The organism is Alteromonas sp. KUL49 (genome assembly GCF_006538345.1).
Classification (GTDB): domain Bacteria; phylum Pseudomonadota; class Gammaproteobacteria; order Enterobacterales; family Alteromonadaceae; genus Alteromonas.
Genome location: NZ_BJKL01000003.1, coordinates 143,843 through 158,333, shown reverse-complemented (window position 1 = coordinate 158,333; position 14,491 = coordinate 143,843). Strand labels below are relative to the sequence as shown.

9 protein-coding genes are annotated in these 14,491 nt (G+C 43.9%); 2 read left to right on the top strand and 7 right to left on the bottom strand.

Annotation, left to right across the window (positions count from 1 at the left end; translation table 11 throughout):
• Window positions 1-66: 66 nt before the first annotated feature.
• From EYS00_RS06405 to gyrA, 7 genes are all read right to left on the bottom strand, one after another.
• Window positions 67-2,409: a PilZ domain-containing protein gene (locus EYS00_RS06405; protein WP_130635739.1), complete on the bottom strand. Its 2,343-nt coding sequence runs from the start codon at window positions 2,407-2,409 to the stop codon at window positions 67-69.
• A 138-nt stretch (window positions 2,410-2,547) separates the two neighbouring features.
• Window positions 2,548-2,835, bottom strand: coding sequence for an integration host factor subunit beta (gene ihfB / locus EYS00_RS06400; RefSeq protein ID WP_130635738.1), 288 nt, complete (start codon window positions 2,833-2,835; stop codon window positions 2,548-2,550).
• A 75-nt stretch (window positions 2,836-2,910) separates the two neighbouring features.
• Complete coding sequence (gene rpsA, locus EYS00_RS06395; protein ID WP_130635737.1) at window positions 2,911-4,581, bottom strand: 30S ribosomal protein S1; 1,671 nt, start codon at window positions 4,579-4,581, stop codon at window positions 2,911-2,913.
• A gap of 109 nt (window positions 4,582-4,690) precedes the next feature.
• Window positions 4,691-5,362, bottom strand: coding sequence for a (d)CMP kinase (gene cmk, locus EYS00_RS06390; RefSeq protein WP_130635736.1), 672 nt, complete (start codon window positions 5,360-5,362; stop codon window positions 4,691-4,693).
• A gap of 125 nt (window positions 5,363-5,487) precedes the next feature.
• Window positions 5,488-6,765: a 3-phosphoshikimate 1-carboxyvinyltransferase gene (gene aroA, locus EYS00_RS06385; protein WP_130635735.1), complete on the bottom strand. Its 1,278-nt coding sequence runs from the start codon at window positions 6,763-6,765 to the stop codon at window positions 5,488-5,490.
• 4 nt (window positions 6,766-6,769) lie between these two features.
• Window positions 6,770-7,855 (bottom strand): 3-phosphoserine/phosphohydroxythreonine transaminase, encoded by a 1,086-nt coding sequence (gene serC / locus EYS00_RS06380; RefSeq protein WP_130635734.1) that lies wholly within the window; start codon window positions 7,853-7,855, stop codon window positions 6,770-6,772.
• 96 nt (window positions 7,856-7,951) lie between these two features.
• Window positions 7,952-10,648: a DNA topoisomerase (ATP-hydrolyzing) subunit A gene (gene gyrA, locus EYS00_RS06375; protein ID WP_130635733.1), complete on the bottom strand. Its 2,697-nt coding sequence runs from the start codon at window positions 10,646-10,648 to the stop codon at window positions 7,952-7,954.
• 307 nt (window positions 10,649-10,955) lie between these two features.
• Between gyrA and ubiG the strand changes: the two genes are divergently transcribed.
• Window positions 10,956-11,657: a bifunctional 2-polyprenyl-6-hydroxyphenol methylase/3-demethylubiquinol 3-O-methyltransferase UbiG gene (gene ubiG, locus EYS00_RS06370; RefSeq protein WP_130635732.1), complete on the top strand. Its 702-nt coding sequence runs from the start codon at window positions 10,956-10,958 to the stop codon at window positions 11,655-11,657.
• Between the two features lie 498 nt (window positions 11,658-12,155).
• Window positions 12,156-14,480, top strand: a complete 2,325-nt coding sequence (nrdA, locus tag EYS00_RS06365; protein ID WP_130635731.1) for a class 1a ribonucleoside-diphosphate reductase subunit alpha — start codon at window positions 12,156-12,158, stop codon at window positions 14,478-14,480.
• Window positions 14,481-14,491 lie beyond the last annotated feature (11 nt).

Here is a 14,491-nt window from a genome sequence, read left to right as displayed (position 1 = left end):
TAAGCATTTATATGATGATGGTATCACGATTCGAGACTTTGTTCAGGATTTGGTGCAATCTTACGACTAAGCGACGCTTTTTTTCTTGTCTGATGGGTTTGTTGGCTTTTGAATCAATTTAGCCAAGACTAAATCGTGGTGGAGTACTGAGATATTAGTGACAAAGATACAGTGAGTGTACCCCTCTTGCATCGCATACAATTTGTTGTACATGGTCTTGTCGACTTTAGATAGCTGTGCGAAGCGCTTCTTAGTTAATGGTGTTGTGGCTCCGTTGCATCTTACGGCTACAACGTCAGTCGCGCTCACTTGGACCTTATTATCTTCGAGTTGATTTTGGATTTGTCCACGCAGCTTGCTCGCCATGAAATCTTGTTCTTTGATAAACACCAAACGCTTATCTGAATTACGTATACAGTGCACCACTAGGCTGCTATCAATTTCGCCAGAAAACATACTCTCCAACATTTTTGACTTGGGTTTAGTCTCTGCTTTGTCAGCGAAAAAACCATGGAGTGGAGTAATGTTTTGGGTACGTGAGAAGGGATACAGATCATCAGAAGCGTCACTCTGGTAAACGGTTTTCAACCTATCCAAAATATGACGATTGATAACACACAGCACTGAAAGCGATGGCAGGTGCCTTACCGCAAGTTCCCACAAAAACCTATGAGTTGCCCTTTGAATCCTAGCGACATCACGAAGCTTAAAGTATGCCGAGTTAACTTCAACCATGGCATCAACCTGACTGGCTGTCTTTGATTTCTTACCCCCATTAACCAAGGACAAGCGTGCGACGCCACTCTCAGTATTGTAATCGATGACTTTATAACGTTCGCTTTTAATTTTGAAATCAGGAATGGACACTCGAATCTCGTCTTGCATATCGCATGCAGTGGGCACGAAAATTTTCATACCGCTTGCAGACAGATCTTTAACGCGTACATCGACGGTTGATAAAAGACCGAGTTTTACCGATGCCGCTTTATCCATTACGTAGCGAGTTTCAGCGCGGCGATCAAGGGCCTCTTCCATCACAAAATCAATATGGTGTTTGTCTGAACTCGTTCTGAAATTCTTAGATAAAGGTTTAAAATCACACTTTTCTAACAGTGTCAGATTCTCAATATGCGAGGTTACTTCCCTACAATAAATAACATGGCTGATTTCATTTAAATTTTCATTGTCGTCAGCTGAAACGTCATGAATCGCAAACGCTTTATCTTTATCCTCGGGAGTAATTGAATCAAGTCGACATTGAGTACAAACAAAATCGCCAGTTCTTGCTAATAAATAGACAATTGCGCTTAATTGGCCGGCTTCTAATAATTGCCTGTGAGTCACAGTTACCGACACCTCGCCGGATTTTGTTTTAACATTGCCCTGAAACACATAAGCTTCACCGTATGTTCCCAATTCACTGGTAAGTGATGAGAAGAATTGCTTTCCGGATAGGCTATCAAGTAATGCTTTGGTTTTATTCTGCTCTACGCTGGTTCGAGTAAAAAGTGCAATTAGAGGTCGACGTTCTTTTGATTTTAGGGAAGCAAAAACCGGTAGCCACGGACAGTTTTCTAGTATTCTGTCTCGTTCTAGGTCTTGTAGCGTTCGTTCAATTTCTAGATCGCGCTGGAGCGGTTGCTTGTACGCACTGGTTTTAATGTAGTTCTGTAATAAGACTTTTACTTGATCTGGGGTGCTCTCAGCTAAAGCAAAATAAGATTCGTACTTACCCATAGCTTTGTTAAATTTAATGCCTTCGAGAACAAATTCTATTTCGGTGTTTTCATAGGAAGAGCCCAAAGCTTCTGGTAAACAAAAAGAAACTTTATCACCGATACTACTTGCAGGAGGTCGCTTGGTTTCTACTGACATGGAGTCGTAGGCCAACGCGGTTACCGGACAATGACGTCCCTTGTCGAACTCGCTGGAAGATACAGTAAAATTTGGTTTTATAGCGATATCTTCGCCGAAGTCGATATCAGTAAAAGATTGACTTTCGACCTTAAAGGCATCGACGATTTTTTTGAACTGGTCCTTTTTTATCTGGGTCTGATAAAAATCGGAATTCATTATCGACTCGAAAACACCCACGGTGTATCGGTCTTGATAAAGCGATGTCTCGTTTTTGAGAATTTCAGCACCCACTTTATCTAAGCGCATTTGAACGCCACGGTGCTTAAACTTCATAACAGGAAATTGTGCGAATGCCGAATTATCTGCAGGCGCGTCTGTAAGCGAAGTCAATCGAACGACTTCATCTTTAACCACCTTTCGCACTTGGCTTGGTAAACGCTTGGAGAATTTATTGATACCCTCTAGCAATCGATTCTGTTGCTCGTAGGGAATTAGCGCTCTAATGAGTGGCTGGTATTGCTTTATTATATTTTCTTCTTCGCCAGCTGCCATTCTTACTTATACTGATACATCACTTCTACAATACCAATATAAAACGATGGTTGTTCAAGTCAATAGTTTAGTTGCGACTCAGTAAACTATTTGTTAAGAGGCATTAAAAAAGCCGCAATAAATGCGGCTTTTTATTAACTATGCGATTGAAGCGTCTACACGTTCTCTCAGTTCTTTACCTGGCTTAAAGTGCGGAACGTACTTACCATCCAATTTAACCGTTTCTCCAGTTTTAGGATTGCGGCCTACTCTTGGCGCGCGGTAGTGAAGTGAAAAACTTCCAAAACCACGAATTTCAATACGGTCACCTTTTTGAAGCGTTTGAGCCATTTGCTCAAGCATTTCTTTAATAGCCAGCTCTAGTTCTTTCGCAGGAACGTGACGCGCTTGATCCGCCAGCCGTTCAATCAGTTCAGACTTGGTCATTCTAACCTCATTATCACTATTATTGTTAAACAGCTAGCGCGCTATGGGTACAAGGTATTGTACCCACGCAGATCATTACTCGCCTTTAGCAGCTTTAAATGCTTCTGCCATCGCGTTAGCGAAACCAACATCTTCTTGTTGGTTAACTTTGTCGATAGCTTCTTTCTCGTCAGCCTGATCTTTCGCTTTAACAGACAGGTTAACTACGCGATTCTTACGGTCAACGCCCATAAATTTCGCTTCGATGCTATCACCTTCGCTAGCGATTTCTGTTGCGTCTTCAACACGGTCACGAGACAAGTCTGCAACACGGATGTAGCCGTCAACTTCTTCAGCTAGGTTTACAGTAACACCTTTAGCGTCAACTGCAGTTACTGTACCAGTAACGATAGCACCTTTCTTGTTATCTGTCAGATACTTGTTGAAAGGATCTTCTTCGATTTGCTTAACACCTAGTGAAATACGCTCACGCTCTGGGTCGACTTGTAGTACAACTGCAGAGATTTCGTCGCCTTTCTTGTAGTCGCGAACTGCGTCTTCACCAGTTTTGTTCCAGCTGATGTCAGAAAGGTGAACAAGACCGTCGATTCCGCCGTCAAGGCCGATGAAGATACCAAAGTCAGTGATTGACTTGATCTTACCAGACACTTTGTCACCTTTTTCGTGTGACTTAGCGAAAGTTTCCCAAGGGTTGTCGATGCACTGCTTAAGACCTAGAGAAATACGACGACGCTCTTCGTCAATTTCTAGAACCATAACGTCAACTGTGTCACCTAGGTTAACAACCTTAGATGGGTGGATGTTCTTGTTAGTCCAATCCATTTCAGAAACGTGTACAAGACCTTCAACACCGTCTTCGATTTCAACGAAGCAGCCGTAGTCAGTAAGATTAGTAACTTGACCGTTGATCTTAGTACCTTCTGGGTAACGGTTAGCAATTTCTTGCCATGGATCGTTGCCCATTTGCTTCATGCCTAGAGAAACACGTTGCTTGTCTTTGTCGAACTTAAGTACTTTAACGTTGATTTCGTCACCAACGTTTACGATTTCACTTGGGTGCTTAACGCGCTTCCAAGCCATATCTGTGATGTGTAGAAGACCATCTACGCCACCCAAGTCAACGAACGCACCGTAATCGGTAAGGTTCTTAACGATACCTTTGATTTCGTGACCTTCTTCAAGGTTAGCAAGAAGCGTTTCACGCTCTGCACTGCTCTCTGCTTCGATAACAGCACGACGAGAAACAACAACGTTGTTGCGCTTCGCATCAAGCTTGATAACTTTAAACTCAAGCTCTTTACCTTCAAGGTGAGTAGTGTCGCGTACTGGGCGAACATCAACCAAAGAACCAGGTAGGAATGCACGTACACTGTTAACTTCAACAGTGAAACCGCCTTTAACCTTACCGTTAATAATACCTTTGATAGTTGCCTTGTCTTCGTACGCTTTTTCCAGCTCAACCCACGCTTCGTGGCGCTTCGCTTTTTCGCGAGAAAGAATAGTTTCACCGAAACCGTCTTCAACAGCGTCAAGAGCTACGTCTACTTGATCGCCAATTTCGATTTCTAGTTCGCCTTCGGCGTTTTTGAATTGGTCAGCTGGGATAGCACTTTCTGATTTCAAGCCAGCGTCAACAAGAACGATGTCTTTGTCGATAGAAACAACAGTACCTTTTACAATAGAACCTGGGCGTGTTTCTAGTTCTTGTAAGCTTTCTTCAAAAAGTTGTGCAAAATTTTCAGTCATAAGTTCAAATTAGATAAGTTGATATCCACGCTTCATTCCGGTTAACGTGGGGTTATTAACAATTACTACCTCTTCCTAAGGTAGTCACTACGATAAAAAGTTCTCTTTTCTAGAGCCTAGAATTGATAACTTCCATCGCTTTTTCAAAGACTTGGTTTATATCCAAGCCTGTAGAATCAATTACTACAGCATCTTCTGCCGGTACCAATGGAGCTACCGCACGATTGGTGTCGCGCTCGTCTCTTGCTTTGATATCGGTTAAAAGGCGCGCAATATTAACATCCATGCCTTTCGCTTTCAACTGAGCGTAGCGCCTTTCTGCTCTAGCTTCAGGGCTTGCTGTCAAGAATATTTTCACCGGTGCATCTGTAAAAACGACGGTCCCCATATCGCGACCGTCTGCGACTAGACCAGGGTCTTGCTGAAACGCTCTTTGACGTCGAAGTAATGCTTCGCGTACACGAGGTAATGCAGCGATTTGTGAAGCAACACTTCCTACTTCTTCTGTGCGAATATCATCGGTAACATCTTCACCCTCAAGGATGATTCGTGTGCCTCCTTCTGAGGTATCAAAGCTAACGTCAAGCCCTGTAGCAAGCGGCACGATGCTTTCTTCGTCATCGCTTGGAAGATTGTGATGTAACGACGCAACGGCTAAAACGCGATAAATCGCTCCACTGTCTAAGAATTGCCATCCTAATTGTTTTGCTAGCAAGCTACTTAATGTGCCTTTACCAGCGCCACTTGGGCCGTCAACCGTGACAACGGGTGTGGAATGCATACCTGCTCCAGAAGATAAAATGTTAAAAAAATCGCGCGCAATTATACGCGTTAATAACAGATAAGCAATGCCACAAACATCGAAGCATTGCTTATTGTAAGAATTAAGACGCTAAATGATTAGGCTCAGTAGAGTGTAGAAAAACGCTCGAAGTAATCAGGAAATGTCTTTCTGGTACAGCCAGGGTCGTTAATCGTTACCGATGTATCGCTTAATGCAACAAGGGAAAAACACATCGCAACTCGGTGATCGTTGTAGGTGTCTATCTCTGCATGATTGAGCGATTCCGACGGCCACACTTTTATGTAGTCATGACCCTCTTCTACTTCTACACCCAGCTTTTTCAACTCAGTGCTCATCGCGTAAAGGCGATCAGTTTCCTTAACACGCCAGTTATAAATATTGCGAATACACGTTGGACCTTCTGCAAACAGAGCAGTTGTTGCTATAGTCATTGCTGCATCAGGAATATGGTTCATGTCCATATCCACACCTTTGAGCGGAGCTCCAACAACTTCGACGTATTCGTCATGCCAATTTATAGTGGCACCCATAGCCTCTAATACATCAGCAAAACGAATGTCGCCTTGGATACTGTTTTTACCGATACCTGTCACTCTCACCGTGCCACCTTTTATAGCACCAGCCGCCAAGAAATAAGACGCTGAGGACGCATCACCCTCAACGAGGAATTTGCCTGGAGCTGCATAGCGTTGGTCATCAGTCACAACAAAGGTTTGATAGCTTTTGTTGACTACGCTAACACCAAATTTTTTCATGGTATCTAACGTAATATCAATGTAAGGCTTAGATACTAGCTCGCCCTTAATTTCAATTGTCACGTCACCTTCAAACAAAGGGGCGGCCATCAATAAAGCGGTTAAAAACTGACTCGAAACGCTGCCATCAACTGACATTTTACAACCAGTAAGCGCGCTCCCATTGATTTCGAGTGGAGGAAAGCCGTCATTTTTTAAATAAGTAATATCGGCATTAGCTTCGCGCAGAGAATCAACCAAATCGCCAATAGGACGCTCTTCCATACGCGGTTCACCAGTGAGTGTTACATTGACATCACTCAGTGCCAGTGCAGCACACAGTGGTCGCATAGCGGTACCGGCGTTGCCCAAAAACAAAGAAATAGGTTCATCAACGGAAAAACGCCCGCCTAAACCAACAACCGTGCAACGAGTTTTACATTCACTTAGGGTGTAAGACACACCTAATGTTGTGAGTGCATCCAGCATGTGACGAATATCATCGCTGTCGAGCAAATTGGTAAGCTCAGTTTCACCTTCCGCTAACGCGGCTAGTAACAAAGCACGATTAGACAAACTCTTTGAGCCAGGCACGTTGACTTCACCATTCACTTTTTGAATGGGAGATAAAGTTAATTGTTCCATAGTACTACCCGTTTACTCGCTCAAATTCCTGCATAAAGGCTACCAAGGCTTTTACACCATCGATAGGCATAGCATTGTAGATGCTTGCTCGCATTCCACCCACCATACGGTGGCCTTTGAGCGCACGTAAACCAGCCTCTTCTGCTTTCTCTAAAAACAAAGCATCAAGAGAAGCATCTGCAAGTTGGAAAGGGACGTTCATTTTTGAACGATTGTCAGGGTGTACGCGGCTGGCGTAAAAATCTGAGCTATCGATCGCGCTGTATAGTAGCGCTGCTTTTGCATCGTTCTTTGCCGCCATCGCGGTTAAACCGCCTTGATCTTTTAACCACTCAAACACTAAACCTGCAAGATACCAAGAAAAGGTAGGTGGCGTGTTATACATCGAGTCGCTTTTCGCAGCTAATGCATAATCGAAAATTGAGGGGGTTTCTTGCCTTGCATTGCCCACTAAATCATCGCGAACAATGACGACTGACAAGCCAGAAGGACCAATATTCTTTTGAGCCCCAGCATAAATAACGCCATATTTTGCCACATCAAGGGGATGAGATAATATGGTCGATGACATATCTGCCACTAGTGGAATATCACCACTTTCTGGCAACCAATCAAAACCAATACCGTCTACTGTTTCGTTCGGACAAAAATGATAGTAAGCAGCACCAGAAGTGGTGTTATCTAAAACGGGCTTAGCGACATACTGTAAACCGTCTTTCTCAGATAATTCGCCAACCACTACTGGCTTATTATACTTGCTTGCTTCAGCCACTGCGCCTTTAGACCATGAGCCGCTTACTAGATGCAAGCTGGTATCTGAAGCTTGAGAAAGATTAAGAGGAACTGCAGCAAATTGTCCACGACCACCCCCATGTGTAAACAACACATGATAGTTAGACGGTACATTCAGAAGATCCCGTAGATCTTGCTCTGCCTTCGCAGCAATTTCAATAAAGTCTTTACCTCGGTGGCTGACTTCCATCACAGAGCAGCCAGAGTCCCGCCAATTGGTGAACTCTGCTTGTGCTTTTTGCATAACAGGCTGAGGCAGCATTGCTGGGCCAGCACAAAAGTTAAACACTTGGTTCATTTGGATTTTTCAACACCTATAAATATAACAAGCGGCATAAAGCCGCTTGAATAAGAGAAACATGAAAGTGCCTGAGTAATTTTTCAGGCGCTATCCCTACTCTTCTGTCGTAGCGCCGTCGCTGTCTGTCGCAGCGTTTTCTTCTTGCGCTGTTTCGGCTTCTTGCACTATCGGATTACCGTCTTCATCAAGTTCGATTTCATCGCTCTCAACTTCTTCGATACGTTGTAACCCAACAACATGCTCATCTTCTGCGGTACGGATTAAACGTACACCTTGGGTGTTACGTCCAACCACAGATACCTCGCCTACGCGTGTGCGAACCAATGTGCCTTGGTCGCTGATAAGCATGATTTCGTTATTTTCGTCAACTTGAACGGCGCCAACAACTTTACCGTTACGCTCAGACACCTTAATTGATACAACCCCTTGGGTTGCTCGGCTCTTCGCAGGATAATCGTCTAATGGTGTGCGTTTACCGTAACCATTCTCTGTAGCGGTAAGAATTGCACCGTCACCACGAGGAACAATCAAAGATACCACTCGTTGTCCGTCTTGCAGTTTAATGCCGCGTACGCCAGTAGCCGTGCGGCCCATAGGTCGAAGGGCTAACAGCTCTTCACCGGTTTCTGGATCACGCTTAACTTCACCGGTTTCACTATCGCGAAGTTTCTCGTTAAAACGAACGACTTTACCTTCATCTGAGAACAACATGATGTCGTCATCACCGTGAGTGATATCAACACCGATAAGCTCATCGCCTTCAGCCAGATTTACGGCAATAATACCATTGGCACGCGGGCGTGAATAAGAACTTAGGTCGGTTTTCTTCACCGTACCATTGGCTGTCGCCATCAGTACAAATTTACCTTCTTCGAATTCTTTAATCGGAAGAATAGCGGTAATACGCTCGTCGTTTTCTAACGGAAGAATATTCACGATTGGACGACCGCGCGCATTTCGGCTAGCAAACGGCAATTGATACACCTTCAACCAGTACAAACGGCCTCGTGTAGAGAAACAAAGGATATGATCGTGGGTGTTGGCCACCAATAGTTTTTCGATGAAGTCTTCATCCTTCATCTTAGTAGCAGATTTACCTTTACCACCACGTCGCTGTGCTTCGTAATCAGTAAGCTTCTGGTACTTCACATAACCTTCACGAGACAAGGTCACTACCACATCTTCTTGCTCGATAAGATCTTCAATATCAATATCATGACTAGCCGCAGTGATTTCGGTACGACGTTCATCGCCAAACTCTTCGCGAACCGCTTCTAGTTCTTCGCGAATAACTTCCATCAAACGTGCTGGGCTATTCAGAATGTGGAGAAGTTCTGCAATGATTTCAAGAAGTGCTTTGTATTCATCGAGAATCTTTTCGTGTTCTAGGCCTGTAAGCTTATGCAAACGTAGGTCTAGAATTGCCTGTGCTTGTTGCTCAGTCAGATAATACTTACCGTCGCGAATACCAAATTCTGGCATTAACCAATCTGGGCGTGCAGCATCGTCGCCAGCACGTTCAAGCATTTCAGCAACATCACCCAACTGCCAACCTTGGGCTACTAATGCTTTTTTCGCATCAGCAGGACTAGGCGACGCTTTAATAAGCTCGATGATAGGGTCAATGTTGGCAAGCGCTATTGCTAAGCCTTCGAGAATGTGAGCACGGTCGCGAGCTTTGCGAAGCTCGAATACTGTTCTGCGGGTAACCACTTCACGGCGGTGAAGAACAAAGGCCTCGAGAGCTTCTTTTAAATTGAAAACTTTAGGCTGACCGTTATCTAGCGCAACCATATTAATACCAAACACAGTTTGTAACTGCGTATTGGCATACAGATGGTTGAGAAGTACTTCAGCAGATTCGTTGCGTTTAACTTCAATAACAATACGCATACCGTCTTTATCAGACTCGTCACGCAGTGCTGAAACGCCTTCGATACGCTTTTCTTTGACCAGTTCGGCAATCTTTTCGATAAGGCGCGCTTTGTTAACTTGATACGGAATTTCGTTAACGATAATCGTTTCTTTACCGTTGTCTTCCGTTTCTATCTCGGCACGAGCGCGTAGATAGATTTTCCCACGCCCTGTGCGATAAGCGTCTTCAATACCTTTACGGCCGCTGATCATAGCTGCCGTTGGGAAATCAGGCCCTGGAATATAGGTCATGAGATCGTCAATAGAGATCTCTGGATTCTCAATTAAAGCGACACAACCATTGATGACTTCGGTGAGGTTGTGAGGAGGAATATTGGTCGCCATACCAACGGCAATACCAGAAGACCCGTTAACTAATAGATTAGGGACTTTCGTCGGCAATACTTCAGGGATCTGTTCCGTACCGTCGTAGTTAGGAACGAAGTCCACCGTCTCTTTATCGAGATCCGCAAGCAGCTCGTGGGCAATTTTAGCCATACGAACTTCGGTATAACGCATTGCAGCGGCTGAGTCACCATCAACAGAGCCAAAGTTACCTTGACCGTCCACTAACATGTAACGCAGTGAGAATGGCTGAGCCATACGTACTATTGTGTCGTATACCGCAGAGTCACCATGAGGGTGATATTTACCGATAACGTCACCGACAACACGGGCTGACTTTTTGTACGGCTTGTTGAAGTCGTTTTTTAATTCGTTCATCGCGAAAAGTACGCGACGGTGAACAGGCTTTAGCCCATCCCTAACATCAGGCAAGGCTCGCCCGACAATAACGCTCATCGCATAATCAAGGTATGAGTTCTTTAACTCTTCCTCAATATTAACGGGGAGAATTTCTTTAGCGTTATCTGACATAAACTACGTAATCCCTATTATTTCATTTGGATGTAGCTGGCACTGTCCGTGTTTGTTGTGTAACCAACAAAGTCAAGTGACGCCACACTGTTTATTATGGGGTTCATAATCTTCCGAGTGTATCACTTGATGAGGCAATAATGTAGGACTTAATTACGCAGATTTTACCATTCATTATCAAGCGATTAAAATTCGTCCAAACGATAGTTTAAAACTAGAATGAGACGCGATTAGCAGATGCGAAAGCCTATATAGTTGCGGTATCGTATGCGTCATTGATTAATCGGTAATTTGGAAGCGATTAAATATGGTAAATGTGGATGAACACGAAATTAGTAAATTTTCCGAACTCGCCTCTCGTTGGTGGGATCCCGAAGGAGAATTCAAGCCCTTACATCAAATAAACCCACTGCGATTGGACTTTATTCAACAACATTGTGGCGGATTATTTGATAAGACCACAATTGATGTTGGGTGTGGTGGAGGCATTCTTGCCGAGGCGATGGCTAAAGCTGGTGCACAGGTAACGGGTATTGACATGGCTCAAGCATCTCTTGATGTGGCAAAACTTCACGGATTAGAATCAGGCGTTCAAGTTGACTATAAATGCACAACGGCTGAGTCTTATGCAGAACTCAATGAATCGAGTTTTGACGTAGTGACCTGTATGGAGATGCTAGAACATGTCCCCGACCCAGCTTCGGTGATTAATGCATGTGCCAGAATGGTAAAGCCTGGTGGATATGTATTTTTATCGACATTGAATAGAAATATTAAATCCTACTTGTTTGCGATCTTAGGCGCCGAAAACCTGTTAAAACTTGTTCCCAAGGGCACGCACGATCACAATAAATTCATTAAGCCATCTGAAATGCTTCGAATGACTGATGCCGCAGATCTAATCGCTACGTCAATTACTGGGCTACACATGGATCCATCGACGCAAGGGTTTTATTTGTCAGATAAAAACGTTGACGTTAACTATTTATTATGCACCGTCAGGCAGTAGTGTGTCATAACCATCAACTCACCATATATTGGGCCAAGACGAATGTTTAACCACAATATATCGTGATAACGATATAATTTTTTTAATTCAAAATTTATTTTCAATTAATAACTTTTCACACAAAGTGCTTGCATTTGTTTTGTTTCAGGTTTTTTCGTTGCTCCTACGTGAGTCAACACTAACCTATTTCCGTACTCAATTTAAGTGCTCGAATAACCACCAGATAGTGGGTTGCAATAAGACGAAAACCTCACTATCTTGTGCTTATCACGTTGTCGGATCCGCGAAGATCCGCAGTCGCCCTCAAAACGAAAAGTTATGATCAATGCGATCGCATTAATGCCGAATACATTTTGGCAGTGCGGTTACGTGTGTTTGTTACACGCAAGCAGCAAAGGCGACCTAAAGAATAAAAAAGACAGTTTTACACTTTAAAAGGGGCGGGCAGTTTGTTGCCCACAAAATAAGACCAGCGCTTACATAGAACGGCCAGTTAGAATGAATAACAATTTACTAGTTACTAAACGCAACGGTGAAAAAGAGGCTATCGACCTCGATAAAATCCACAAAGTAGTTACCTGGGCAGCAAAAGGCTTAAGTAACGTGTCAGTTTCTCAAGTTGAGATAAAAGCACACATACAGTTTTACGACGGTATCAATACCAGTGAAATCCACGAGACTTTGATCAAGTCTGCGGCTGATCTTATTTCTACCGAAACTCCGGATTATCAATACATGGCTGCTCATCTAGCCATTTTCCATTTGCGTAAAAAGGCCTATGGACAATTTGAGCCACCTGCGCTTTATGATCATGTCACACGCATGGTCGAAATGGGCAAGTATGATAAGCATTTGGTTGAAGACTACACGGCCGAAGAATTCGCTGAAATGGACACCTACATTGACCATTGGCGCGATATGAACTTCAGCTATGCGGCGGTCAAACAACTAGAGGGTAAGTACCTAGTACAAAACCGTGTAACCGGTGAAATTTACGAAAGTGCCCAGTTCCTTTATATCTTAGTTGCTGCGTGCTTGTTCGCTAACTACCCCAAAGAATCGCGCATGAGCTACATCCGCCGATTCTACGACGCTGCGTCTACATTCAAACTATCACTACCCACACCAATTATGTCTGGTGTACGTACCCCTACTCGCCAGTTCAGCTCATGTGTACTTATTGAGACTGGTGATAGCCTAGACTCTATTAATGCAACATCAAGCGCCATTGTTAAGTATGTGAGTCAACGTGCGGGCATCGGTGTAAATGCTGGACGTATTCGTGCGCTAGGAAGCCCTATTCGCGGTGGTGAAGCTTTCCACACAGGTTGTATCCCGTTCTATAAGTATTTCCAAACTGCGGTAAAGAGCTGCTCGCAAGGCGGTGTTCGTGGTGGTGCAGCTACTCTGTTCTACCCTATTTGGCACATGGAAGTTGAATCACTTCTTGTACTTAAGAACAACCGTGGTGTTGAAGAAAACCGTGTAAGACACCTGGACTACGGTGTTCAATTCAACAAGCTAATGTATCAGCGTATGATGAAGGATGGTGATATCACCTTATTCAGCCCCTCTGACGTACCTGGTCTTTATGATGCATTCTTCGCCAACCAAGAAGAGTTTGAAAAGCTATACGTGCAATACGAGAACGATCCGACAATTCGCAAGAAGTCTGTGAAAGCAATGGAATTGTTCAGCTTGTTCATGCAAGAGCGTGCAAGCACCGGTCGTATTTACCTTCAAAATGTGGATCACTGTAATACGCATAGCCCGTTTAACCCAGAAGTCGCTCCAGTACGTCAAAGCAATCTATGTCTTGAAATTGCTCTGCCAACTAAGCCGCTTCAAAACGTTAACGACGAAGAAGGCGAAATTGCCCTATGCACGCTTTCAGCCTTTAACTTGGGTGCAATTAAGTCGCTAGACGAGTTTGAAGAACTTGCAGATTTAGCAGTACGCGCGCTAGATAACCTACTGGATTATCAAGACTACCCTGTTCCTGCGGCGTTTAACGCTACTATGGGTCGTCGTACGCTGGGTGTGGGTGTTATTAACTTTGCTTACTACCTTGCTAAGAATGGCGTTAAATATTCAGATCACAGTGCAAACGGCTTAGTGCACAGAACCTTTGAAGCTATTCAGTACTACCTACTTAAGGCGTCGAACAATCTAGCGAAAGAAAAAGGTGCTTGTCCGAAGTTTAATGAAACCACGTACGCCGATGGTATTTTGCCTATCGATACGTACAAAAAAGATTTGGATGCCATCTGTAATGAGCCTTTGCATTATGATTGGGAAGCTTTGCGCAAAGATATCGTAGACCACGGACTACGTAATTCTACCTTATCAGCGCTAATGCCGTCGGAGACGTCTTCTCAGATCTCTAATGCAACTAACGGTATCGAGCCGCCTCGTGGTTTTATTAGTATTAAGTCAAGTAAAGACGGTGTACTCAAGCAAGTAGTACCAGAGTATCAAACGTTAAAAGATAAATACGAGCTGTTGTGGGATATCCCTTCAAATGACGGTTACTTGCAGCTTGTGGGTATTATGCAGAAGTTTATCGACCAAACTATCTCTGCTAACACCAACTACGATCCAAGTCGCTACGATGGCAACAAGGTCCCGATGAAGCTGCTATTGAAAGACTTGCTTACCACCTACAAACTAGGTGTAAAAACACTTTACTATCACAACACTCGTGATGGCGCTGCAGATGCTTCTGCGGCAGATGCGGCAAAAGCCAAAGAGCCTATGCCTCGTCAAGAAGAAGTAATTGTAGAAGAAGACGATGATTGTGCTGGCGGTGCGTGCAAGATTTAGCGCGCACCCTA